The sequence below is a fragment of the Nicoliella spurrieriana genome, assembly GCF_023380205.1.
Classification (GTDB): domain Bacteria; phylum Bacillota; class Bacilli; order Lactobacillales; family Lactobacillaceae; genus Nicoliella; species Nicoliella spurrieriana.
The window spans coordinates 298777-322765 of record NZ_CP093361.1 but is presented as its reverse complement, the minus strand read 5'-3'; the positions used below and the strand labels follow the sequence as shown (position 1 = coordinate 322765).

24 protein-coding genes are annotated in these 23989 nt (G+C 42.0%); 14 read left to right on the top strand and 10 right to left on the bottom strand.

The window, feature by feature from the left end; translation table 11 throughout:
• Nucleotides 1–54: 54 nt before the first annotated feature.
• Nucleotides 55–903, bottom strand: a complete 849-nt coding sequence (locus tag MOO44_RS03115; RefSeq protein ID WP_260116968.1) for an aldo/keto reductase — start codon at nt 901–903, stop codon at nt 55–57.
• A 131-nt stretch (nt 904–1034) separates the two neighbouring features.
• Between MOO44_RS03115 and MOO44_RS03110 the strand changes: the two genes are divergently transcribed.
• From MOO44_RS03110 to MOO44_RS03100, 3 genes are all read left to right on the top strand, one after another.
• Nucleotides 1035–3368: an HAD-IC family P-type ATPase gene (locus tag MOO44_RS03110; protein WP_260116967.1), complete on the top strand. Its 2334-nt coding sequence runs from the start codon at nt 1035–1037 to the stop codon at nt 3366–3368.
• Nucleotides 3369–3526: 158 nt separating this feature from the next.
• Complete coding sequence (locus MOO44_RS03105) at nt 3527–3979, top strand: hypothetical protein (protein WP_260116966.1); 453 nt, start codon at nt 3527–3529, stop codon at nt 3977–3979.
• Nucleotides 3980–4108: 129 nt separating this feature from the next.
• The gene (locus MOO44_RS03100) at nt 4109–4747 is read left to right on the top strand and encodes an HD domain-containing protein (protein WP_423802917.1); all 639 of its coding nucleotides are present in this window, start codon (nt 4109–4111) and stop codon (nt 4745–4747) included.
• Here the strand turns inward: MOO44_RS03100 and MOO44_RS03095 are convergent.
• Together MOO44_RS03095 and ybaK are read right to left on the bottom strand one after the other, a co-directional pair.
• Complete coding sequence (locus MOO44_RS03095) at nt 4744–5469, bottom strand: hypothetical protein (protein WP_260116964.1); 726 nt, start codon at nt 5467–5469, stop codon at nt 4744–4746. The genes MOO44_RS03100 and MOO44_RS03095 overlap by 4 nt on opposite strands.
• Nucleotides 5470–5495: 26 nt before the next feature.
• Entirely contained in the window at nt 5496–5996 is a 501-nt protein-coding gene (gene ybaK / locus MOO44_RS03090) for a Cys-tRNA(Pro) deacylase (RefSeq protein ID WP_260116963.1), read from the bottom strand.
• A 115-nt stretch (nt 5997–6111) separates the two neighbouring features.
• On the opposite strand from ybaK, the gene MOO44_RS03085 reads away from it, so the two are divergent.
• A complete protein-coding gene (locus tag MOO44_RS03085; RefSeq protein WP_260116962.1) occupies nt 6112–6834 on the top strand; it encodes a GntR family transcriptional regulator in 723 nt (240 codons plus the stop codon).
• A 228-nt stretch (nt 6835–7062) separates the two neighbouring features.
• Nucleotides 7063–9459 carry a phosphoketolase family protein gene (locus MOO44_RS03080; protein WP_260116961.1) on the top strand — a complete coding sequence of 799 codons (2397 nt, stop codon included), beginning with the start codon at nt 7063–7065 and terminating at the stop codon, nt 9457–9459.
• 59 nt (nt 9460–9518) lie between these two features.
• Here MOO44_RS03080 and MOO44_RS03075 read toward each other — a convergent pair whose 3' ends face one another.
• Nucleotides 9519–10385 carry an RluA family pseudouridine synthase gene (locus MOO44_RS03075; RefSeq protein WP_260116960.1) on the bottom strand — a complete coding sequence of 289 codons (867 nt, stop codon included), beginning with the start codon at nt 10383–10385 and terminating at the stop codon, nt 9519–9521.
• Between the two features lie 97 nt (nt 10386–10482).
• Between MOO44_RS03075 and MOO44_RS03070 the strand changes: the two genes are divergently transcribed.
• Together MOO44_RS03070 and MOO44_RS03065 are read left to right on the top strand one after the other, a co-directional pair.
• Nucleotides 10483–10884 carry a hypothetical protein gene (locus MOO44_RS03070; protein WP_260116959.1) on the top strand — a complete coding sequence of 134 codons (402 nt, stop codon included), beginning with the start codon at nt 10483–10485 and terminating at the stop codon, nt 10882–10884.
• A 9-nt stretch (nt 10885–10893) separates the two neighbouring features.
• Complete coding sequence (locus MOO44_RS03065; RefSeq protein ID WP_260116958.1) at nt 10894–11376, top strand: hypothetical protein; 483 nt, start codon at nt 10894–10896, stop codon at nt 11374–11376.
• Between the two features lie 40 nt (nt 11377–11416).
• Here MOO44_RS03065 and MOO44_RS03060 read toward each other — a convergent pair whose 3' ends face one another.
• Together MOO44_RS03060 and MOO44_RS03055 are read right to left on the bottom strand one after the other, a co-directional pair.
• A complete protein-coding gene (locus tag MOO44_RS03060) occupies nt 11417–12265 on the bottom strand; it encodes an SAM-dependent methyltransferase (RefSeq protein WP_423802927.1) in 849 nt (282 codons plus the stop codon).
• Between the two features lie 6 nt (nt 12266–12271).
• A complete protein-coding gene (locus MOO44_RS03055; protein WP_260116956.1) occupies nt 12272–12712 on the bottom strand; it encodes a helix-turn-helix domain-containing protein in 441 nt (146 codons plus the stop codon).
• 134 nt (nt 12713–12846) lie between these two features.
• Here MOO44_RS03055 and MOO44_RS03050 point away from each other — a divergent pair, with 134 nt between their 5' ends.
• Together MOO44_RS03050 and rny are read left to right on the top strand one after the other, a co-directional pair.
• The gene (locus MOO44_RS03050; protein ID WP_260116955.1) at nt 12847–13530 is read left to right on the top strand and encodes a type 1 glutamine amidotransferase; all 684 of its coding nucleotides are present in this window, start codon (nt 12847–12849) and stop codon (nt 13528–13530) included.
• Nucleotides 13531–13580: 50 nt separating this feature from the next.
• Nucleotides 13581–15173: a ribonuclease Y gene (rny, locus tag MOO44_RS03045; protein WP_260116954.1), complete on the top strand. Its 1593-nt coding sequence runs from the start codon at nt 13581–13583 to the stop codon at nt 15171–15173.
• 41 nt (nt 15174–15214) lie between these two features.
• On the opposite strand, the gene MOO44_RS03040 is transcribed toward rny, so the two are convergent.
• The gene (locus MOO44_RS03040; RefSeq protein ID WP_260116953.1) at nt 15215–16768 is read right to left on the bottom strand and encodes a bifunctional metallophosphatase/5'-nucleotidase; all 1554 of its coding nucleotides are present in this window, start codon (nt 16766–16768) and stop codon (nt 15215–15217) included.
• Between the two features lie 266 nt (nt 16769–17034).
• Between MOO44_RS03040 and spx the strand changes: the two genes are divergently transcribed.
• On the top strand, nt 17035–17433 hold the full coding sequence (gene spx, locus MOO44_RS03035) for a transcriptional regulator Spx (RefSeq protein ID WP_260116952.1): 399 nt from the start codon (nt 17035–17037) through the stop codon (nt 17431–17433).
• A gap of 80 nt (nt 17434–17513) precedes the next feature.
• Nucleotides 17514–18317 (top strand): Cof-type HAD-IIB family hydrolase, encoded by an 804-nt coding sequence (locus tag MOO44_RS03030; protein ID WP_260116951.1) that lies wholly within the window; start codon nt 17514–17516, stop codon nt 18315–18317.
• 37 nt (nt 18318–18354) lie between these two features.
• Here MOO44_RS03030 and MOO44_RS03025 read toward each other — a convergent pair whose 3' ends face one another.
• Complete coding sequence (locus MOO44_RS03025; RefSeq protein WP_260116950.1) at nt 18355–19317, bottom strand: nucleoside hydrolase; 963 nt, start codon at nt 19315–19317, stop codon at nt 18355–18357.
• Between the two features lie 103 nt (nt 19318–19420).
• On the opposite strand from MOO44_RS03025, the gene MOO44_RS03020 reads away from it, so the two are divergent.
• Nucleotides 19421–20476 (top strand): PrsW family intramembrane metalloprotease, encoded by a 1056-nt coding sequence (locus MOO44_RS03020; RefSeq protein ID WP_260116949.1) that lies wholly within the window; start codon nt 19421–19423, stop codon nt 20474–20476.
• Nucleotides 20477–20599: 123 nt separating this feature from the next.
• Nucleotides 20600–21250: a helix-turn-helix transcriptional regulator gene (locus tag MOO44_RS03015; RefSeq protein ID WP_260116948.1), complete on the top strand. Its 651-nt coding sequence runs from the start codon at nt 20600–20602 to the stop codon at nt 21248–21250.
• A 66-nt stretch (nt 21251–21316) separates the two neighbouring features.
• On the opposite strand, the gene MOO44_RS03010 is transcribed toward MOO44_RS03015, so the two are convergent.
• A complete protein-coding gene (locus MOO44_RS03010) occupies nt 21317–22111 on the bottom strand; it encodes an alpha/beta fold hydrolase (protein ID WP_260116947.1) in 795 nt (264 codons plus the stop codon).
• A gap of 98 nt (nt 22112–22209) precedes the next feature.
• Between MOO44_RS03010 and MOO44_RS03005 the strand changes: the two genes are divergently transcribed.
• Complete coding sequence (locus tag MOO44_RS03005; protein ID WP_260116946.1) at nt 22210–23199, top strand: NAD(P)/FAD-dependent oxidoreductase; 990 nt, start codon at nt 22210–22212, stop codon at nt 23197–23199.
• On the opposite strand, the gene MOO44_RS03000 is transcribed toward MOO44_RS03005, so the two are convergent.
• Nucleotides 23196–23936, bottom strand: a complete 741-nt coding sequence (locus MOO44_RS03000; protein ID WP_341482926.1) for an ion channel — start codon at nt 23934–23936, stop codon at nt 23196–23198. The genes MOO44_RS03005 and MOO44_RS03000 overlap by 4 nt on opposite strands.
• Nucleotides 23937–23989 lie beyond the last annotated feature (53 nt).

The following is a 23989-nucleotide window of genomic DNA, read 5'->3' as shown; positions in this document are numbered from 1 at the left end:
ATGGAGGCCTCTTAAATCTCCAAAGCTTTTAAATTAGTGAAATGATTTTTAATTTTAGTGGTATTGGTGTTCCAATTCGTAAACCAATTCTGGATCGTCACCAGTTCGTTGGTTCTTATTCAAATCATTGATCATGTTCATTTCTTCATCTGATAGGGTGAAGTCGTAAATATCGGCATTTTGCTTAACCCGTTCCGGTTTTCCGGACTTCGGAATAATGGAAACGCCACGTTGTAAATGCCATCTTAAGATAACTTGTGCAACTGATTTATTATGAGCTGCACCAATCTTTGCGATTACGGGATCCTTGAGGACGGCGCCACGGCCGAGCGGACTCCAGGCTTGGGTCAAAATGCCAGCTTGCTTGTTAAAATCAACCATTGTAGGTTGACTCAAGTATGGGTGGTCTTCAATTTGGTTTACGACTGGCATTTCGCGCGCTTGCGTCTTAAGAAATTCCAAGTGGGTCCGGTGGTAGTTGCTGACTCCGATTGACTTAATCTTACCAGCAGCCTTAGCGTCTTCTAATGCACGCCAGGTGTTAAAAAATTCAGAATGAATTGGCCAGTGAACTAAGACTAGGTCTAAATAATCAGTTTGGAGGCGCTGAAGTGATTCATCAACGGCCTTCAATGTGGAGTCATACCCCTGCTTAGGTTCCGGAATCTTAGTGGTGATAAAGATATCACCCCGGGCAATGCCATTATTCTTAATCGCTTGGCCTAATACTGCCTCGTTGCCATAAAATTGAGCGGTATCGAATAACCGGTAACCGACTTCATAGGCCATTTTAATGGCGGCATCCATTTCTGATTGTTCGTTAATTTTATAGGTTCCAAATCCCTCCATTGGAATTTCGTTCCCGTCACTTAACTTAAAAGTATCCATAATTGAATTTGGCATACAGGCAACCTCCTAATAGTATATACGAATATAATAATGCGAACTGGTTAATTAGTGCAAATATTTCCACCTATGGACAATTGCATTATATAATAGGAGTTAAGATGTTTAATTAGGAAGGGTGGTCATCTATGAACATTGACTGGCATAAGGTCGATGCTGATCGCGGACTATCTACGGATCAAGTGCACAAACGAGTGGAAGCTGATGAAATTAATCATTCGCCCAAGACTTTAACCAAGAGTGTCTGGGAAATTATTAAGATTAATTCCTTTACGTTGTTTAACTTGATTAACGTGGTATTAGCCGCATTCGTTATTTATACTGGTAGCTATAAAAACTTATTGTTCCTAGTGGTAGCGGTAGTTAATACCGTGATTGGTTCGTTTCAAGAAATTAGGTCCAAACGACAAATTGATAAAATGACCCTATTATCCAGGGATAAAACGACTGTGATCCGGGATGGGCAGTCGATTGAAATTGACCCCAGCCAAATTGTGGTGGGGGATGTAATTGAATTGACCCGGGGGAGTCAGGTTCCAGTTGATGGAATTGTCCTTACCACAAGCGCCCTTGAGGTCGATGAATCCCAAATTACTGGTGAATCGGATTCGATTTCTAAACAACCCGGCGATGAAATTACCTCGGCCAGTTCTGTGGTCAGCGGCAACGCCAAGATGGTCGCCGTTAAGGTCGGCGCTCAATCATTTGTGAACCAAATCTCAGCAGCTGCTAAGGACGATGGCGACTCGAACGGCAAGATGTTAAAGATGATCAATAAGATCATTCAAATTTTGACATTCATTATTATTCCGTTGGGGATTATTTTATTCACTTCCAAGGTTTTACGGGGGAGTGACATCAATAACGCCATTTTGGGAACAGTTGCTTCTGCAACCGGGATGATTCCAGAAGGATTGGTCCTACTTTCATCAATGACGCTAGCCGTTTCAGCAATGAAGTTAGCACGGAAGCGGGTGTTAGTCCGTAATCTGCCGGTAATTGAAACGCTGGCGCGGGTCGATACGATTTGTTTAGATAAGACTGGAACGATTACCAGTGGGGAATTAGCATTTGAACAACTAGTTCCATTAGCTGGTAATTCCGTTGATAGTCTCAAACAAGCGGTGGGGGCTGCAGTGCATAGCATTGGCGATGATAATGAAACCGCCACCGCTTTAAAGGCGGCAATGCCAAATCCAGGTTGGCATGCCACAGAAGTGCATCCCTTTTCATCTGCTCGGAAGTGGAGTGGGGCTACTTTTGCTAACGGCAGTTACATGGTCGGTGCGCCACAGTTCGTTGTTGATCAGATGACGAATGAACAAGCGGCACTGGTTAAGCAATACGCTGAACAGGGCAACCGGGTCTTGGCAATTGCAAAGGCCGATCATTTTGACGGGGAACGAGCAGTTGGTGCGACCATGATTGGGTTGATTCTCATTTCTGATGTGATTAGACCCAACGCCGAACAAACGCTTAGCTTCTTTGCCTCCCAAGATGTGGACATTAACGTGATTTCAGGGGATGACCCGGTTACGGTATCCAGCATTGCAAAGCGGGTCAAAATAAAGGATGCCGATAAGTACATTGATATGTCCACCGTTGGTGCAAATCCTGATTATGGAGCCCTGACCAAGCAGTACACCGTCTTTGGTCGGGTAACGCCCAACCAAAAGCGGGGCTTAATTAAGGGATATCAATATGATGGCCATACCGTTGCAATGACTGGTGATGGGGTTAACGATATGCCCGCTTTGAAGCAGTCTGATTGTGGAATTGTGATGGCATCAGGAAGTGAAAGTGCTAAGAGTATTGCAAACTTCGTGTTGATTGATTCGAATTTCGACTCCATGATCGATGTCTTAAAGGAAGGTCGCCGGGTGATTAATAACATTGGGAGTGTGGCATCGCTTTACTTAATTAAGACGATTTACTCCACCATTTTGACGTTATTATTCATTTTTGCCACCCATGACTATCCCTTCTTACCGATTCAATTAACGCCAATTTCCACGTTCATGATTGGCATTCCGTCGTTTATTTTAGCATTTGAAGCCAATTACCAACGGGTGACGAACCAATTTACTGCTAAGATTGTTGAGATTGCCGTCCCCGCGGCATTCAGCATTGTCTTCTATGTTTTGGCCATTCTATTTATAGCGCGCGAATGGCCAATGAACTACGCCCAGACGTCAACGCTTAGCGTGTTAGCCACTGGGGTGTGTTGTTGGATTGCATTGATCTTAGTTTCCAGACCATTAAACCCATTCAAATCAACGGTGGTGGCTGGAACTGGATTGATTTTCTTATTCACGTTCATCGTTACCGGTAAGTTTTTCTCACTGGTTTCTATTTTCGCCGCACCAATGATATGGGTAGCGCTATTGATTGTGTTAACCGCATATCCGTTGATATTGGGGATCCAGCTGTTAGTTAATAAATTTAAACGGTTTAATAAATAAATGTAAAGCACCCCTGGGTTTTGTTAGACAAAGCTTAGGGGTGCTTTACATTAATGAGCATTTTAATCATTCTTTATTAAATAAATTGATATTGACGATTTATTTTTTGATAATGTATAATTAATAAAAATTAAATTATTTTTAAGGAGTTATACATAATGAAAATAAATAAAGCTTTAATTAGTATCTCGATTTCATTTTTGATGGGGTTCTTAATTTTGGTTGTTGCTTCACCCGTTACTAATGCTGCTAGTTTTTCAAAGTACATCAGAAGTCATAACTGGTATCGTTTAACTGATGGTAGTCAGGGTGGATACAATGATAAGACTAAATTTTCAAATCGGACTATTAAATATACTACGCCTTATGAGGGTAAAACTAGAATTAAATTCTATACCCTAAAGAAGGTTAATAAAACAACCTATTACGGTAAGGGTAATTATAAAAATAAAATGACTAAAAATCCTGGAAATAAGAAATATTGGTTTAAGATTAAGCAAGTTTCTAAGGATACCATTTGGTTAGTTCCTAAACATCATATTCATGTTAGTGGAAATTATAAAGGGAATAGTCAATATGGTGCAGTGATTTTTAGTTTGCATCATCAATAAAAAATAGCATTCAGATGATAATCATCTGAATGCTATTTTTTTGAATATGCTTTTAATTATTTTTCATTTGAATCAGAAGGGACTATGATAAAATGTTAGTACGATTTAAGGAAAAGGAATGAGTGAATGATGGAAACCGCATTTGATCAAGTCGGACCATACGTAAAGCAACAAATGCAACGTGATCACACTGGGCATAACTTTGACCATATTGAACGGGTCGTTAACAACGCCCAGTCAATTTTGGTAAATGAATCGAGGGCAAACGCTCTAATTGTCCTAACCGCAGCGTATATGCATGATTTAATTGATGATAAGTTAGTGGATGATCCAGGAAAACAAACTGCGATCGTGAAATCCAAACTCCAGGAATGGAATTATTCAGGTGCCCATATTGATGCGATTTTAGAAATTATCGAGCACATGTCATTTAGTAAGAATCTGGAACACCACTACGAACTATCGGTGGAGGGGCAAATCGTCCAGGATGCCGACCGCTTGGATGCAATTGGAGCAATTGGAATTGCAAGGGCGTTTTATTACGGTGGTCATTTCGGTGAACGGATGTATGATCCTAAAATTAAACCCCGCGAGGAGCTAACCGTTGAACAATACCGGACCCCGACGACCATTGTTAATCACTTCTATGAGAAACTGTTGCGAATTAAAAATAGCTTGAATACTGATACGGCACGTGAAATGGCCCGGGTACGCCAAAAGGTGATGCAGGATTTTCTAGCCGAATTTAAGGTCGAATGGGGTAATTAGTGGTCAGTAATTAATCTGATGACCCCGTTACTAAGCACGGTCACGACTAACGATAACGTCAGGACTCCGTTGACAATGATGCAAATCGAATGCACCCAATTTAAGTAATTGACTGCGACCCCGAGCACCGTTGCGAAACTGGCGGAAACCACCACCAAGATTGCGACCACCAAGAGGCCGAATTTAATATTGCTGAGATCAGCATGACTAAGGTCAAAGCCGCCGATTGAAATCGAGCTAGCGATTAAAATTAAAAGGATGAATTTCCAGATGGAAGCTAGCGCTAAAATGGCGGTCGGAAAATGCCAATCGGGAAGGCGACTGAGGCTAGTGATTAATTCCGGTGCTAACAATTTGGTAAATAAAATTAAGCTGATTGCACACCCCAAAACAGGGGCAATCCCAATAAATAGGTTGCCAGTTCGCTGGTAGCCGTTTTTTTGGTTGAACGTGTGATTAACGTAGCCTAACTGGTTATCATCACCACCACGCGGAACGTGTAATAGCTTAAATCCGGTAATGTGGTGACCAAAAAGCACCGCAATGACTAGGTGACTGAACTCATGAATTACAATGCCGAGCCAACCGAAAAAGAGCTGACCGCGAATTCCATACCGATTCGCGATCAACTGTTTACACCCATGACTGACCCGCTTGAGCGCCAAAATTAAGAAGAATGGCACTGCTATCATTTCAAATAGTGCGGTGAGATTAGTATGCAATAGTGTTTGTCCTAAATTATCCATCGTTACTTATCAGTAGCAATGTCCGCAAATTGGGCATGGACAAGCGTTTGCAAATCGTTCGCATCTAATTCGACCGAGCGGCCAATTTTACCGGATGACACTAAAATGGTTCCCTGTTGTTCAGCTGAAGCGTCAATGTAGATGGGATATTCAAATTTTTCCCAGATACCGATCGGGGTATTAGCACCGTGTTCGTATCCGGTTGTTTTTTCGAGGTCCTTTAATGGCACCATGTTAACCTTTTTATTCCCGGAAACACGGGCGAGTTCCTTTTCATTCAGGTGTTGATCTAATGGTACGACGCCAACGACTGGACCGGTGGCCTTACCACTTAGGACCAGGGTTTTATAGATGCGATGTTCTTCAATTCCACCGTGATCAACGTCCATTTGGGCAACGTCACCCTCGGTGTGGGTTGCAAATTCATGTTGTTGATAGCTAATTTTATTCTTATCGAGAATTTTTTCGACGAGGGTTTTTTTTAATTTGGATTTTTTCGACATATTATAACCACCTTTCCTCCATTTTAGCACAACCCATTTTCATTTTTAAAAATCAGCTGTTATTCTGTTATACTGGAGACACAAGATGGAACGGACGTTTATGAGGAGTAATGAAATGGCAGATTTAGTTTATCATAAAGTGATGCAGGATTTGAAAGCACGAATTAGTCGGGATGAGTTCCCCAACAACCGGCTCCCAGATGAGCGGTCGTTAAGTGAAGCATACGGAGTTAGTAGAAGTTCGATCAAGCGTGCGTTAGCCCTTTTGGCTGATCAGGGGATTATCTTTAAAAAACGGGGTTCTGGGACGTTCGTAAACCCGCTATATATGAAGTCCAAGACGATTTTTCATTATGATGGCTCTAATATCGGCATTACCGATAGCATGGAGAGTAAGGGGAGGACCCCCCAAATCAAATTATTGGATCTTCGGGTCATTCCGGCTAGCAAAGAGCTTCAGCAGGATTTATTTTTGAGCGAAGATGACTTTGTCTATGAAATTAAGCGGCTGCGGTCGTTCGGTGATCAGCCGTTTATGATTGAGACCGGCTACATCCCAATTCAAATCACCCCTAAACTAACTAAACAGGTGGTTGCAGGATCGATTTTCAACTATTTGGAAAGAGAAATTGGCAAGACCGTGACCCGCTCGTTCATGTCGATCATGGCAGAACCATCGACGAAAGAAGATCAACAGCTATTGGGGTTGAAACCTACCGAACCAGTCGGCATCATGGAAGGGATTTTCTTCCTTGATGATGGGACGCCGTTTGAGGTTTCGAACATGCGATTACACTATCAATATTTGAAGTATAATACATTCGTTCAAATCAATTAAAAAAAGGTTAATATTCGTAACAAATAGTTGGACTATTTAACCGTTTTCATTCATAATATACGTAACGATTAAAAGTGGTCTTTTAAATTGGTCCGTATCAATTTACAAAAAGGTTGACTTTTAATTTAAATCTATTATCATAGTGATTGTAAATAAAATTAGCTGTCGTGGTTAATTTTATGTTGACGATAATCTATGTATTTAATTTTACTAAAGGAGTGTTATTAAATGGCAGAAAATTTCGATTCCAAAGAATATTTGGAAGAAGTTGACAAGTACTGGCGTGCTGCTAACTACTTATCAGTAGGTCAACTTTACTTGCGTGCCAATCCATTATTAAAGAAGCCTTTGACTTCTGATGATGTTAAAGTTAAGCCAATCGGACATTGGGGTACTATTACTTCCCAAACTTTCATTTACGCACATTTAAACCGTGCAATTAAGAAGTACAACCTTAACATGTTCTACATCGAAGGTTCCGGTCATGGTGGCCAAGTAATGGTCTCCAACTCATACCTTGATGGTAGTTACTCAGAAATCTACCCTAACATCTCACAAGATGAAAAGGGTATGGCTAAATTGTTCAAGCAATTCTCATTCCCAGGTGGGGTTGCTTCACATGCTGCTCCTGAAACTCCAGGTTCAATCCATGAAGGTGGAGAACTTGGTTACTCACTTTCACACGGTGTTGGTGCAATTCTTGATAACCCAGACGTTATCGCTGCTACTGAAATCGGTGATGGTGAATTCGAAACTGGTCCATTAGCTGCAGGTTGGTTCTCAAGCAAGTTCATCAACCCAATCACTGATGGTGCCGTTTTACCAATCATTAACTTAAACGGGTTCAAGATTTCTAACCCTACTTTATTAAACCGGATGAGCGACGAAGATATTGCTGATTACTTCAAGGGTCTTGGCTGGAAGGCTTCCTTTGTTGAAAACGGTAACGACTTCGACGATCACATGGCATACCACGAAAAGATGGCTAAGACTCTTGATGCTGCTATCGAAGATATCAAGGCTATCCAAAAGCATGCTCGTGAAAACGAAACTCCTGACAACGTTAAGGAACCAATTTGGCCAGTTATCGTTGTTCGGACTCCAAAGGGTTGGACTGGTCCTAAGAAGAACCTTGAAGGTGAACCAATCGAAAACTCATTCCGTGCTCACCAAGTTCCAATCGACATCTCCGCTAACAAGATGGACCATGCTGACTTATTAGTTGACTGGTTGAAGTCATACAAGCCAGAAGACTTCTTAAACGATGATGGTACTATCAAGCAAGAAGTTATCGACATGGCACCTAAGGGTGACCAAAGAATGGCTATGAACCCAATCACTAATGGTGGTCTTAAGCCAGAACCATTGAAGTTACCAGACTACCGCGACTTTGCTGTTGATATTGCAGCTGAAGGTCACGGAAAGCCAGTTGCTCAAGATATGGTTGTATGGTCAAACTGGTTAGGTGAAGTTATTAAGTTAAACCCTACTAACTTCCGTGCATTTGGTCCTGATGAATCAATGTCAAACCGTCTTTACGGTGTGTTCGAAAACACTAACCGTCAATGGATGGAAGACATCGAAGAACCAAACGATGCTTACATGGCTAACCACGGTCAATTAATTGACTCACAATTATCAGAACACCAAGCTGAAGGTTGGTTAGAAGGTTACGTTCTAACTGGTCGTCACGGTTTCTTCGCAACTTACGAATCATTCGGTCGGGTTGTTGACTCAATGTTAACTCAACACTTCAAGTGGTTACGTAAGGCTGCTGAACAACCATGGCGTAAGCAATACCCATCATTGAACTTCGTTGATACTTCCACTGTATTCCAACAAGATCACAATGGTTACACTCACCAAGATCCAGGGATGCTTACTCACTTGGCTGAAAAGAAGCCTGAATTTATTCGTGAATACTTGCCAGCCGATGCTAATACTTTATTAGCTGTTGGTGATGTTGCATTCAGAAGTTACGAAAAGATTAACTTAATCGTTACTTCCAAGCACCCACGTCCACAATGGTTCTCAATCGAAGAAGCTACCAACCTTGTTAAGGATGGTTTAGGTTACGTCGACTGGGCATCTACTGACCAAGGTCAAGAACCTGACGTAGTTATTGCTGCTGCTGGTACTGAACCTACTTGGGAAGCTTTAGCTGCAGTTTCATTACTACACGATGAATTCCCAGAAATGAAGATTCGTTTTATCAACGTTGTTGATATCTTAAGACTTCGTACTCCAGAAAACGACCCTCGTGGTTTAAGTGACGCTAAGTTCGATCAATTATTCACTACTGACAAGCCAGTTGTATTTGCATTCCACGGCTTCGAAGACATGATTAAAGGATTCTTCTTTGACCGTCATAACCACAACGTCCACGTTCATGGTTACCGTGAAAATGGTGATATTACTACTCCATTTGACATGCGTGTTCTTAACCAACTTGACCGTTTCGATCTTGCAATCGAAGTTGTTAACGATGTTCCAGAATATGCTGTTAAGGGTCAATCATTCGTTCGTCGGATGGAAGACATGGTTGCTAAGCATAACGCTTACATTCGTGACGAAGGTACTGATTTACCAGAAGTTAACGAATGGCAATGGAAGCCTTTAAAGTAATTGCTTAATTAATTACTGTAAAGCAAAAAATTCCGAACCTTAATTGGTTCGGAATTTTTTTACATATAAAAATCAGTTGGTAGTGGGGCGGTAATGAGGTGGTGCTCCATTGTAAATGGTTGAATTAAATCTAGTTGGTAGGAATGCAGCTGGAGCGCGTTCCCTGGAGTCGGATTATAAAGGGGATCACCAACGAGTGGATGGCCAATTGCTGCTAAGTGAACCCGAATTTGATGGGTGCGACCGGTGCTTAGTTCGATTTTAAGGAGGGTCATATGATGACTCGTCCGAATGACTTGGTAGTGTGTGATTGCATTCAATGAATGGGGACCGTTGACCATGCGCTTCCGTTGATCATTGGGATCAATGCCAATTGGGAGGTCAATCGTTCCCGATGAACGCATTCCGGTTCCTGATACCCACGCTAGGTAGGAACGTTTAATGCGTTTCTCACTGATGAGCCGGGTTAGGATCGGCACCACCGCTGGATTTTTACCAAAGATGATGGCACCAGAGGTTTGTTGATCGAGCCTGTGAATAATATATGGTTGTTGATGGGCAGGTGCTAGGTATGCTGCTACGTGGTTGATCGTAGCGCCCCGTTCTCCCGGTTGATTAGGATGCGTTTTATCCCCACGGTGCTTATTTACGACGATAACATCGTTAGTTTCGAATAGAACTTGGACGCCGTCGGTACAATCTGAGAGCGGGGGCTGGACTGAATTAAAGTCATCGGGTTCAAAGCTGATTTGAATCTGATCTCCGACAGCAACTTGAAAATTCATCGGGAGGTAGCGGTGATTGACGGTGACCCGCTTATCCGTACGGAGTCTGTAAATGAGGTGTTTTGGAATTAATAGCTGGTTGCTAAGTAGTTCCCGCACGGTTCCGGGGCGGTTTGCAACGAGATGGTATTGCCAGTTCACTTAAATTCCTTCCTTCTAAAGTAGGGTTAATGGTTGTGTATCGGTTTATTTTGTGGCAAAGTTATTAATAGATAACATTTTAGAATGGATGAATGGGATGCAAAATAAAGAATTAAACATCGGAGCACTATGCTCACTATTAGTTTATATTTTAATTAACGTTGGCATGTGGCTAGGGTCATCATTATTGAGTGGGGAGGCCCTCATTAAAACGGCTGTCATTGCAGCCTTATTATACGGAGTGCCGATGGGCTTGGCAACGTTGCGCTTCCACTTTGCCTACCATCTGCTAGGGTTGATTATGATTTTTTACACGATTAGCTTTATCACCGCAATGTTGCTAATCACCGATGCGTCCATTAGTATTTGGCTTAGAATCATTAACCTATTATTGGGCGCCCTTGGAATCGTAGTCAACGTGGTTTGGTTTCAGATGGTATTTAAGAACTCGAAGCGGCGCGTTGAGAAGCGATTAAAGCAAAATCAAAAATCAAAGTAGGTGTTAAAAATGAAAATGGATGTAGACGAATTTATTGAGCAAGTAACTAATGAACAATACGCTGCCACTAATTTTACAATGAACCGAAAAGCATTAGAGGCTGATTTACAGAAGGCATTGACCCCATTGGTACAGTTTATTACCGAACAAATCAATGCGGATCAAATTGCTCAAGCGCGGCTAATCGTTGATGATGCTGATACCGTTTTTAAATTAGAAACGGGGGTCATTAATTTGCCGTTTGATAATATTAAGGCCACTAGTAAGATTATGGCTGGTGATGGGGTTAAACCCATTAACGTATATATGATCGTAGAATCACCCGATGTGAATCGCTCAAAGTTAAGAATTGATGAAGCTGCTGCTGCGGATGACTTTGTTAAACAAACGCCTGCAATGACGACTCGATTTGTGGAGTGGACGCAAGACCAACTTAATAAAATTGATGCTAATTTTACAGCGGGTGAAGAAGAAGCTGCTGAAACCAAATAAGCAAAAACCTTGTCATGCAAATCATTGCACGACAAGGTTTTTATTTTACGACGTAGAGCTGATCATGAATTAAATCGAATGGTTGGTGGTGGACATTCAGTTGCTTAGCAGCAGCTAAGTCCACAAATTGGGCATGCTCCCAAAACGCCTTGGAATTAGTAGCACCATTTTTTTCACCAATAACGATTAGTCGAATATCACGAGGGGATTGACGAATTGCCTGCAGTAGCTCCCAATCAATTGGCACGCCATCCGGAGACCAACACATGATGATCGTATCGACTGATGATTCATACTTGTGAAAAGCAGCCATGGCATCCAATTTTTCAACGTTAGTGACCAGGTGTTTGCCAGTTTCGTTCTCCTGCACCCATTCTAAACTATCGGTAGCAACTACGTTCACGTTATTATTCCGGAGGCCCTTTGAAATATAACCATTGCCCGCCATGACCTCTAAAACGTGGTCATTACCAACAAAATCAGCAATCGCCTTGGTAAACGGTGCGGAAATGTAGGCCCACATTCCATATTGGGTTTCTAAGTAGTCCCGAAATGATCGTAGTTGCTTATCGAGCTTAGGCAGTGCGTTTGAGTATCGTTCCCAGAGGCGATCACCCTCGCTACTATCGGCCGGAAACTGGTTGTTGACCGCTTTAAAAATGGTGTCTTGGATGTTATCAGGAAGCAATAAATTAGGCAGATCCTGGGGCAAATTACCGTTACTGAGCAGTTTATCACTCATGATGATATTGTTAATTAGAAATTTAATTTCACCAAAATCGCTGAATAGTTCGGCAAATTGTTTTAGTTGTTCGATATATGCTGGGTGATGCTTAATTTGGTGATTTTTACGGAGCTGTTTCAGTAGTTTTTTGCGGTTGATAAAAATTCCTCCCTACTTTTTTGGCTGGGGGCCGAAGTCTAACCTTAGTTCTTCTTGTTGTTTGTGATTGGCCACGTGGCGATGATTACGCCCCTCCTTACCTAATAAGTAGGCATGGATTAGTTCGAAGATTTCCCGTTTATCATTCCGATCGAGCGGAGTGGCGTTAAATTGCAGTTCACTAGCGCTGATTAGTTCACGAGCAACATCCTTAATATTATCGTCATTACGGCCCACTAGAAAATCAATGCTGACGTTGAAAAACGTGGCTAATTTGATTAATTCTGGAATTGAAGGGGACCTTAAACCCAACTCCCATTTACCCAATTGGGCTTCCGTATTTGGATGTGGTTTGGCATCGAATTGGTTATTCAATGCGGCTGCTAGTTGGCTTTGGGTTAAATTGCGCCCGCGCCTCAAGGCCCGCAGTCGTTGACCGAAAATAGATAACATAAAAATCACTCCTTCAGTATAATTATACAGCCAAAATGGCGTTCTGAATACTAGAACGGGCCAAGTAATCGACCTGCTCTAGAATTTTAGTTATAATTAGGATAGATGAATTTAACTAAAGAAGGTTATTAATAATGAAAATGATAATTTTACAACATAACGAGGTCGAAGGGCCCGGATTAATCCAGGATTGGGCGGAAGATAATCAATACGATGTGTTGCTCCTCCGGCCTGATCGAGGGGCATTATTGGATCGGATTCGTGCTGATCAATTCGACCTCCTGGTAATCATGGGGGGTGGTAATAGTGCTACCGATAGTGACCCATGGCTACAATCTGAACGAGACTTAATTCACCGCGCCCATGAAGCAAACAAGCCCATTTTCGGGGTATGCTTGGGAGCTCAACAAATTGCACTAGCGTTTGGGGGCCGGATCAGTAATATTCCCGTAACTGAAATCGGCTGGTTCCCCGTTCAAGCTGATCAGCAAAGTCCATTAGCATTACCTGAGACGTTGACGGTGTTGCACTGGCATGGCCAACAATTTACGTTGCCACCGGATGCAAAACGGTTATTTACGAACTCAATGACGCTAAACCAAGGTTTCATGTTGGGCAACAATATCATTGGACTGCAATTTCACTTCGAAATGAAGGCCGAAAACCTAGGCCCGCTAATTGATTTTGATCATGACTATCTAGCTGCTACGAATGCACCGAATGCCGTTCAACAAACTCCCGAACAAATTGCTGCTGTGGATATTGACGCCCAAAATAAGACCGTTCTTTACCAATTATTGGACTCAATCACTAAATAATTATGTTATCATAAGATAGAAGAATTTAAATTGAAGGGAGGGAAAATTCGTTGTATCCATTAGTCGCATTAGTAATGATGATTGCCGGAGTGGGCTGTGGAGTCATTACTAGCAACAAACAAACTGCTAAAAAACTGGCGAATGCAAAGCGTAGGGCAAGGCAATATCTTGACGAGCGTTTGGCTGAAATCAAAAGTAAAAAGCAGCAGGTAATTAGCCAGAATCAAGCTCGGACTGCCGATTATGAACGGACAATTACCGAGGATTTGGCGACCCAGATTACCGATAATCAAACCCGCGAAACGCGGATTCGTCAACATGCCGATTACTTAAAACAATTAAGTAGTCGTATCGATGACGATGAACGCCGTTATAATGAAATTAAGGATTTGAATGCCAAAAATCGGGCGTTTGTTAAGCAAACCATTATTCAAGCTGATCAATTGGTTGTGCACCGCCATCAGATTCTAAATGAGCAAAGTCAATTAGACGATAATACCGTTAAGCAAATGGTCTTGGACGAAACGGCACAGCAACTTCGAAGGGAACGTGACATTGAGGTTAAATACCTTGGTGAGTCCACTGAGACGTATGCCAATCGAATTGCTGATAACGTCATTATTGAAGCCATTCAGCGCGGACCTGAAGATGTTCCTAGAAGCCACATTGAACGTAACGTCAACATCCCATCAGCTGAAATTCGCAATCGGCTATTAAGTCACGATGAGCAGCACCTGCGGTTAATTGAAACGTTGACCGGAACGGGCCTGATTTTTGACCCGGATGACTTTTTAACGTTACACATTGTGACCCACGATCCAATCCGACGGGAAGTGGTTCGGAGGGCGTTGAACGCCTTGATTGTCTCACGCCAAATTAATAACGCTAACATTGAAACCCAGGTCAATAACGCTAGGCAAGATGTTAACGATGAACTGCGTGAAACTGGTGAAGACGTGGTGCTTTCACTGCACTTAGGGGCAATGCATCCTGATTTAATGAAGATCATTGGTCGTTTGAAGTTCCGGACTAGTTACGGGCAGAATGTCCTTTACCATTCAATTGAAGTGGCCCAACTCGCCGGAGTGATTGCTAGTGAACTGGGGTTAAACCCCCGGCTAGCAAGACGGGCCGGGATGCTTCATGATATTGGTAAGGCGATTGACCACGAAGTTGAGGGGACCCACGTTGAACTAGGGGTTAAAATTGCTGAAACCTACCATGAGGAGCCAATCGTTGTCAACGCAATTGCTGCCCATCATGGTGATGTGGAACCGATTAGCTTGATTGCTACGCTGATTTCGACTTCTGATGCTATTTCTGGTGCCCGACCAGGAGCCAGAAGTGAATCGGTTGAGGAATACGTAAGTCGCCTTAAGAATCTTGAAAAAATTGCTGATACCCAGCCGGGTGTAAAAGAGAGTTACGCAATTCAGGCTGGCCGTGAGATTCGGATTATTGTTGATCCTAAGCGGTTAAACGATCATGATATGTCGGATATGACTAAGCACGTTCAAGCACAAATTGAAAACGACTTAACTTACCCGGGAAAAATCAAAGTGACTGCAATTCGCAAATTAAATGTAATTCAATACGTTGGCTATAATCAAAAGCGGCGACGCTATGCCAATGCCACTAAATAAAATAAGGAACCATAATCCATTGATTATGATTCCTTATTTTTTTACTCCACAACGTGGAAGTTATGATTATTAGTAGCCTTAATATAAGGATGCTTACGCAGGTAGTTAGCGATTAATTGGCTCATCATGACTGAATCCTTGGCAATTACCTTATCATTACTGAACATCGGGAAGTGACCACCACCGGATGCACGGTATTGATTTAAAGCGATTTTTAATTTTTGATCAGGGTGCACCGGTTGGCCATGGTAAGTTAAATTCATAATGCGGTGACCAACGGGGTTGCTAACCTTAATGGTGTAGTCAACCCCTTCGTACATGTCGTAATTATAATGCCTTGCCTTTGGATAAACAAACGCCTCGTTGACGGCAATTTGATGGTCCTTAATTGCAAAGTATTTCGCACTAATTTCCATGGCAGCTTTAAGGTCCGCACCACTGATTTCTAGGGCAGCTAGTTTATTGGGATACACGTAGTTAGTCATAATATTACGCATGGTAATTGGATTTTCAAATCCATGCGCTTCATTATTAAATAGGGCGGTAGCTGAAATATCGACGCCCATCGTCTCCATCTGCACCTTCTGGATGAATTCGATGAAGCTGGTCTTATTGATGCGGGCATCAAACGCATCGGCAAAGTAAAGGGAGCCATCAATCTTAGATAGTGGTTCGTCTAACCAGTGGTTAACCTTGTTACTAAGTGGTTTAATGTATTCTTTGATTTGTTGATCTGGGGCATAATCTGCGGTTTTAACTAACTGGGCATCGCTATCGACGACTTGATACCGATCACCAACGTGTTGGATGTCTAAATCAATCTTACCAACAAATTCACCGCGGTGGCCCGGCTGGGTGACGGGGACGTTAAATAACTTTTCAGCAATTTTACGGTGTTGATGGCCAGTAACCAACGCATCAATTCCTGGCACATCCCTTAACATAGCGTAGCTTTCGTTTTCAGAGTCCTCTAGCGGTTCGGTAGCGACGCCCTCACTATTGCGTTCGAATCCACCGTGGTAAGCGACGATTACGATATCTGCCTTCTGGCGGACAATGGGGACGTACTTTTTAGCGGTTTCTGCAACTGACAAAAACTTTAGGCCAATGATGTTTTCTGATGATTCCCATTTGGTAGCTCCCCTAGTCGTCATGCCAATGATCCCGACGTTAATTCCATTAATGGTTTGAATCGCATACGGTGCGCCTAACACGTGCTCGTCGTTTTGGTCAACGATGTTAGCACAAAGGATTTGTCGGTCAGTATTATGGATTGAAGACTGCATGTACTCTAATCCGTAGTTAAATTCATGGTTACCTAATATTCCGTAATCATAATTAACCATGTTAAACGCATGGTCGATTTGATCAGGACCAGATTGTTTTTTAATTTTTGCGATGTAATAAGCTAATGGAGAACCTTCTAAGTAGTCACCATTATCGATGGTAATGGTATTATCATTTTCGGTTTGTAATTTGTTAATGCACGCGGCCGCTCGTTCTAAGCCGAACGGTTTATCATTTGTGGCACTAACGTAGTTAGTGGGTTCGATGAACCCATGGGTGTCACTTGTGGATAGAATCGTTAATTTCATACACACACCTCTATTACATTAATGTTTAGTTAGTTCAAATTATAAGCTGAATTAACTTTAATGTAAATTCTTTCCTACGTGATATTTGAAGCAGTCTTAAATTGTTTGCACCATATTACTTAAGAAAAAGCCAATTTTGGTGAATTAAACGCTGGATTGGCTTGACTATCCACGAATCTATGATAATATAAAAATGATTATGAGTAAGTACACCTATTTTCTCATAATCGTCGATATATCCAATACACTTAAAGGAGTGGATGTTCATGTTAAATCTTTATGTAGCACCTAGTAGTGCATCAAGTCGCAAAGCTCGTGCTTGGCTTAAGGAACACGATATTCCATTTAAGGAACGTAATATCAATTCTAATCCATTAAACGCCGACGAAGTAAAACAAATTCTTCGCCTAACTGAAAATGGAAGCGAAGACATTATTTCCACTAGATCTAATATCTTTAAAAAGCTAAACCTCAACTTAGATGACTTATCAGTTTCACAATTAATTAAGTTAGTTGTGAAATACCCTGATTTAATCAGACGTCCAATCATCTTTGATGATAAACGCCTAGAAGTTGGCTATAACGAAGAAGAAATTCGTCGCTTCTTACCACGTAAGGTTAGAGAAGCTGAATTACGTCAATTAGAGGCTCAATTGGGCGCCTAGTTCCGTAGTTTAACCATAAGCATTAATTTCTTAAGTGAAATTAATGCTTTTTTTGTAATATTAGATGGGAGTAATGAATAATGATAAAAATGATTGCACTAGATTTAGATGCGACCCTGTTAACTAGCGATAAACGAATTAGTGATTTTAATACCCGCGTGTTGAAAAAGCTCCATGCTGCGGGGGTGAGGGTCGTCATTTGTACCGGCCGGCCAATCAGTGTAATTCAAAATTACATTGATCAACTGGGGGTAGTGGGCGCTACGGATTACACGATTACCTTTAACGGCGCGTTAGTAATTAATAATAAAACCCGCCACCCCCTGTTTAAATCTGGATTAACGAAGGCGGATTTTGAACCAATTTATAATTTTGCTAAGCGAGCACAGCTCCCGTTAAACATCCTTGATTTTGATTCGATCTACGAATTAACCGAATTAGCACCATCAATGTACCATACCATCATGAAAGCCGACGTAAAGTTCATCCCAAAGACATTTCAAACGCTACCATCCGATCAGCAATATAGTAAGGCGATTATGTCCACCACGCCCGATAAATTAGATGCAGCTAGGGATGGGTTTAACAACCAGGGTGCTTACCATATCGTCCGGTCCCAACCCAAAATTTTGGAATTTATCGCTCCACACATGAACAAGGCCGTCGGCTTAAAGGCGCTGCTCGATCATTATGGCTGGACATTTGCTAATTTAATGGCCTTTGGTGATGCTGAAAACGACCTAGAAATGATTGAGGCTGCTGGCGTGGGGGTTGCGATGCAAAATGGTCAACCGGAAGTAAAACGGATTGCCGATCAAGAAACGCAGTTCGACAATGATCACGATGGCGTCGGGCAGTTTTTAGCTAATTATTTTAAGTTGTAAAAACCACCGTTCGATTGAACCGTGGTCTTGATGCTGATTATTTATTATTTTTAAAGAGGGTCGTAAGGTACTTCATAAACGTGGCTAAATAGCGATCGGTATCCACTTCAATGGCGGCACTCACTGATGGGTTTGGGTCGTCTAACCTAGTGTTATCACCAATGGTCCGCCCGTACTTTTCCTTATCAGTATTTACGATCATGTCAATGTCTAAAGTCCGGACAAAGGATGGATCTTCGGCCACCCCGACTGCTAGTGGATCGTGTAGTGAGCAACCATCTAAGTGGGGATACAGTTCTGCATACACATCGATGTAGTAATCAACAATGTCGGCAAACTTAGCACCGGCATTAGTACCGAGGTCACGCCATTGTTGGGTTTCTTTCTTAGTCAAGAGCGTCCGTAAGGTCACGTCTAAGCCGACCATCGTGTCATGGAGGTTACTAGTAAATACCGTATTAGCGGCTTCAGCATCCTGGTTAATATTCGCTTCTGCAAACGGGCTAACGTTTCCTTGAACGGTCAGGGCACCACCCATCAGGGTCACGTCACCGATTAAGTCAACAATGCTAGGGTCTTTTTCGATTGCAGTCGCAACGTTAGTCAATGCACCGGTGGGGATGATAACTAGCTCTTTGCCATATTTGTGAGCTGATTCAATCATAAAATCAACGGCACTTTGGGCTTCTGGTTGCCGCGTCGGAGCGGGTAATTCGACGTCACCAATCCCGTTTTCACCATGAATGTGTGCACTAACTGGCATTCTGTCAAAGTGATCGGTAGCCATTGAATGTGATTCACCCATGAAGACTGGAATGTCGGTATGGCCCAGTAGTTCTAAAATTTTCAATGAATTTTCAGCTGCGCCCCGCACCACTAGGTTACCATATGAACTGGCCACCCCGATTAAATCTAATCCTGGTGCAGCAACTGCATATGCAATTGCCATTGCATCGTCAATTCCGGTATCAACATCTAAAATCACTTTTTTATTTGTCATGATCGCGCTCCTCAATTATTTAGTCGAAAAGTTAATTATTTATCTTAATGATACTGTAAAATCAATGTAAACACAAACAAAAAATGAAGAAGGTTCAATTTAATTGGCAAAAAACAAACTAACGGGTTCATTACACACCGTGCTACTGTCAACGACCATGATGGGGGTCAAGCGTAACTATGCCCGGATTAAGGATGATATTAAAAATGAGGCGAATCGGGGCAACCAGTTCGTTGAAATTCACCTCAGCCAGTTGTTTCAGCAGGTATTCCACCGTCATTCTCGTGATGAAGCCGATCGAATCATGATTGCAGGGACTAAACAAACCACGCCTGCGCTAACTAAGGTTTCATCAGCACCGGTTAAACCATGGCTGTTTTCACGTTTTTTTATGCTACTTAGTTTTAGTTTCTTACTATTAACCATTCTTTACTTAGGCTTTGGTAGTGATAAGGCGATTCCTGGAATGATGGTCGTGGGGTCACTAGTGGTGCCGTTTTCGATCTTAATCATGTTTTTTGAAATGAATGTTTACCGCAATATTTCACTGATGCAGGTCAATACGACCATGCTAGTGGGCGGGGTGGCCTCGTTATTATTAACGATGGTTCTTTACGATGTGATTCCATCTGGCAATGGGGTGTCATTAGGCTCAGCATTGTTGGTCGGGTTCATTGAAGAAACCGCGAAAACGATTATCATTGTGATCTTTATTAACCGCTTTAAGCTCAATTACATTTTGAACGGAATTTTAATTGGCGCTGCAATTGGGGCGGGGTTTGCAATTTTTGAAACGGCTGGGTATTCGAATGAGTTTGGCCTATCGACCATCTTATTACGTAGTTGGCAAGCAATTGGGACCCACACCATCTGGGCTGCAATCATTGGGGCCGCCGTTATTTTAGGGAAGCAACGCTATCATCACTTTACGCTTCATGATGCACTCACGAATGCGCACTTTCTTAGTTATTACTTAGTCGCCATTTTGCTCCACGCAATGTGGGATTGGCAATTTCCAGTATGGTGGGTTAATGAATTTTACTTATTGAAATATTTATTGATCGTAGTTGGCTGGGTGATTATCTTTTGGTTAATTGATGCCGGGCTGCGTGAAGTGCGCACTTTGCAGGGTCAACAAATCCGGAAACGATTGAAATAATGTGGTGTATGGGCATTAAATGGGGGCTAAGTAAATTAGCAATCGTTGATGTAACGTTAGCTTAGCTTGGCTAATTGCATGAATCCGTCAATAATGAAGGTGATCGGATAGGGAGGTGAAGAGATGCCATTTGGTGCAAACATCAAACAACTTCGCAGGCAGCATTCGTTAACGCAAGCCCAATTGGGGCAGCAACTGAACGTGTCACGTAAAACCATTTCTAGTTGGGAAAATCAACGTTCATATCCGGACATTCCGATGCTGCTGAAAATTAGTAGTGATTATGATATTGATTTAAATGATTTGCTACGGCAAAATAGCGATATCGTAAATAATTATCAAAAGCAGGGTGAGCTAATGAAAAGAAATCAGTTGATTAATCAAATTAGTTATGGATTAAATATCTGCTTACTGTTGTTATATTACTTTAATTTGGTGAATTCTTGGCACGTTCGGGTGCCGTTTATCACGTTGTTGTTAGTGGTTAATATGATTGTGTGGAATACCACCAAAAGCGATGTTCAGCCGCTGACTCATAATAAAAAATTGGTCGTTATTGCATCTGGATTGTTCTTAATATTTCAATGCAATTTAACCTTAGCTTTAGATGGATACGATTTATCCAGGATACTAGCTAGTTCGATGACCACGTATCGGATGGGTGAAATATTGGGCAACCTATTGGCAGTGGTCACAATGATCATTTTAGCGTTATTTAGCTTTTTAATTATGGTGTTTGGCTACGCAGGACCTAAGCATGTTATTAGTCACTAGAATTAAATATGAATACAAAAAAGAGGTGCTCATCGTAAAATTACGATGAGCACCCCTTTTACTTAGTTATTTTTTAAAGCCAAATAAGAATCCGGCGATGTGTTTATCAATGACTGGGTTTTCGTGAAGCATTGAGTGTTCAGCACTAAGCGGATCACTTCTGTAGAGCCAGAATTGATAAGATTTAACATGGGGTTGCACCAGTTTACCCATTGGTTTAACGATATCAACGGCCTCTTCGGCATCACTTTTAAGGTTCCAAATTTCCCCGGCGATGTTTAAGATTTCGAGGTTTTTAGGCAGGTTTTGTGGGCCGCCCTTAGCGTATGGATCGTTAGTGGGATAATCAGCTGCAATCGACACGAACTTCGAAACGGTTGGTAAATCCTTTAAGTGGGGATGGTTGACCATGTAGTAGTAGGCAATATTGCCACCAGAAGAATGGCCCAGTAAGTTTACACTAGTAATGTTATATTTATTCTTTAAATACCGCATTACGCTGACCATTTGGTTACTTTCCTTGTAGGGGTGGGTATTATCCTTAAAGACCAGTTGTACCAGTGGGTTATCACTTTCTACCTTCTTATACTGTTCAATTGTATAAACCTTCCCGTTTTTAGTAATCCCAATTTTAAGGGTCCGACTGGCGATGTTGTGTTCACTAAATTGTTGAATGAAATCATCGGTGGAAACCGCATTTCCAGCAAATCCAGGGATGAAAACGGTGGCCGTTCTGGTTTTGTGAACCTGGACGTCATTTAAAACGTTGCCCCGAAACTGCCAATTCAGGGTGAAAATAAAAATAATTGCTTCAATGAACAGGATAATTGAAATCCCAATGTGTTTTTTGCGAATGCGCATGTTAAACTTCCTTTACTTATCCTAGGGTTCTGACCTATGTTAATATAATATTAACATGATATTATAAAACTATATGAAAGAAAAGTGGTAATAATAAAATGCAAGATAATCTTTATGATATTACAATCATTGGTGGCGGCCCCGTGGGGATGTTCGCCGGCTTCTACGCGGGTTTAAGAAACTTACGGGTCCAATTAATTGAAAGCCTCCCCGAACTGGGCGGGCAGTTAAATGCCATCTATCCAGAAAAAACGATTTTAGACGTTGCTGGCTTCACCGGTGTAACTGGGAAGCAACTGGTGGAACGCTTAGCTGATCAATTAGCGACCATGGATGTGGATGTTAAGTTAGGCCAAGCGGTAACTAATCTAGTAAAGGGTCCGGATGCATTTAAAATTCAGACCACCCATGAAACTAGTGCTTCCAAAACGGTCTTGATCGCTACCGGTGGGGGATCGTTTGAACCACGGAAATTAGCGGTGGATAACGTTGAACAATTTGAACACCAACACATTGTTTACAGTGTGCAAAATTTAGCCGATTTTAAAGGCAAAACGGTAATCGTCGCCGGTGGGGGTAATTCTGCCGTTGACAACGCCTTATTACTATCAGATGTTGCTAAACAGGTCTATTTGATTCACCGCCGGGATGAATTCCGTGGGATGGAACACATGGTGGACCAACTAAGGGCCTCTGCGGTTAAGGTGGTCACTCCATACCTAATTAAAAAAATATCCGCACAAGCTGATCAAGTGTTGGTCACCGCTAAGAAGATGCGAACGGAAGCCGAAACAATTGAGATTGTGGCGGATAAAATTTTAGTTAATTATGGTTTTATTTCCAGTAACAAGGTGTCAAAGGGATGGGAGTTAGATTTAGATGAATCCCACCACATGTTTAATGTCGATACTGAGATGGCAACGAGCGTTGCTGGCGTCTATGCGGTCGGCGACAGTGCCACCTATGAGGGCAAAGACACCCTAATTGCGACCGGTTTCGGTGAAGTGCCATTAGCAATCAATCAGATTGCTAACCAGCTGTATCCAGACCGGCATCTACCAATTCATAGTACTGCACTCAAACGTTAATGGTGGTTACGCTGCTTAGAAGCCTTGGGCTTTTTAGCGGCGTTTTTTTGTGTCTGTTTTAACTCCTTACGCATGGATTGGACCTCCTGATTTAACTGGGCCACTTGTTGCATTAATTGATCCAATTTATCCGATGTCCCATCGTTTTCGGCGTTATTTTTAGTGAAGAAGTCGGTAATTGAAGACGTCAATAAACCGATAAAACCAACCCCACCAATCATTAGGACTGCGGCGTCCAGGCGGCCACCGGTGGTTTGAGGAGCGATGTCACCGTATCCGACGGTAGTGGCAGTCGTAATTGCCCACCATAATGCTGTTTTCAACGGGTAGTGCTCAAAGTGTGAAAAAACTAGTGCGGCAATAATTAGAATAATGATACTAACTGAAAAAATGTAGATAAAGCCGGTGTCATAAATGAACTGATGCATCTTTTTAGTTAATTTACCGTCCCACCCGAGGCGCCAAAAAAGATGGTAACTCCGAATAATTCGAATGACCCGGTAAATCCGAAAGAAGACGAAGATGGGATGGCCTGGAATTAACGAGACCAAGTCTAAACAGGTAGCAATTAAGAAGTGGCGCTTATTGTTACTGATGACCAGGTTCACTAGGTAGTCCAGAATGAAAAGGATCCAAATCCCGTAGTAGACAAACATTAGCCAACCACGGTATAGATATACCAAGTGGATGTAATCTAGGATGACCATTCCAATCGATGCTAACGCCAAAATAACGATGATGACGTTATACGAAAGCTGCCATGGGTTAGTTTTGGTTTTAGTAATGATAA

Coding starts and splice junctions, on each gene's coding strand:
- MOO44_RS03115 (WP_260116968.1), bottom strand. CDS start 903: ATGCCAAATTCAATTATGGATACTTTTAAGTTAAGTGACGGGAACGAA.
- MOO44_RS03110 (WP_260116967.1), top strand. CDS start 1,035: ATGAACATTGACTGGCATAAGGTCGATGCTGATCGCGGACTATCTACG.
- MOO44_RS03105 (WP_260116966.1), top strand. CDS start 3,527: ATGAAAATAAATAAAGCTTTAATTAGTATCTCGATTTCATTTTTGATG.
- MOO44_RS03100 (WP_423802917.1), top strand. CDS start 4,109: ATGGAAACCGCATTTGATCAAGTCGGACCATACGTAAAGCAACAAATG.
- ybaK (WP_260116963.1), bottom strand. CDS start 5,996: ATGTCGAAAAAATCCAAATTAAAAAAAACCCTCGTCGAAAAAATTCTC.
- MOO44_RS03085 (WP_260116962.1), top strand. CDS start 6,112: ATGGCAGATTTAGTTTATCATAAAGTGATGCAGGATTTGAAAGCACGA.
- MOO44_RS03080 (WP_260116961.1), top strand. CDS start 7,063: ATGGCAGAAAATTTCGATTCCAAAGAATATTTGGAAGAAGTTGACAAG.
- MOO44_RS03070 (WP_260116959.1), top strand. CDS start 10,483: ATGCAAAATAAAGAATTAAACATCGGAGCACTATGCTCACTATTAGTT.
- MOO44_RS03065 (WP_260116958.1), top strand. CDS start 10,894: ATGAAAATGGATGTAGACGAATTTATTGAGCAAGTAACTAATGAACAA.
- MOO44_RS03055 (WP_260116956.1), bottom strand. CDS start 12,712: ATGTTATCTATTTTCGGTCAACGACTGCGGGCCTTGAGGCGCGGGCGC.
- MOO44_RS03050 (WP_260116955.1), top strand. CDS start 12,847: ATGAAAATGATAATTTTACAACATAACGAGGTCGAAGGGCCCGGATTA.
- MOO44_RS03040 (WP_260116953.1), bottom strand. CDS start 16,768: ATGAAATTAACGATTCTATCCACAAGTGACACCCATGGGTTCATCGAA.
- spx (WP_260116952.1), top strand. CDS start 17,035: ATGTTAAATCTTTATGTAGCACCTAGTAGTGCATCAAGTCGCAAAGCT.
- MOO44_RS03030 (WP_260116951.1), top strand. CDS start 17,514: ATGATAAAAATGATTGCACTAGATTTAGATGCGACCCTGTTAACTAGC.
- MOO44_RS03025 (WP_260116950.1), bottom strand. CDS start 19,317: ATGACAAATAAAAAAGTGATTTTAGATGTTGATACCGGAATTGACGAT.
- MOO44_RS03015 (WP_260116948.1), top strand. CDS start 20,600: ATGCCATTTGGTGCAAACATCAAACAACTTCGCAGGCAGCATTCGTTA.
- MOO44_RS03010 (WP_260116947.1), bottom strand. CDS start 22,111: ATGCGCATTCGCAAAAAACACATTGGGATTTCAATTATCCTGTTCATT.
- MOO44_RS03005 (WP_260116946.1), top strand. CDS start 22,210: ATGCAAGATAATCTTTATGATATTACAATCATTGGTGGCGGCCCCGTG.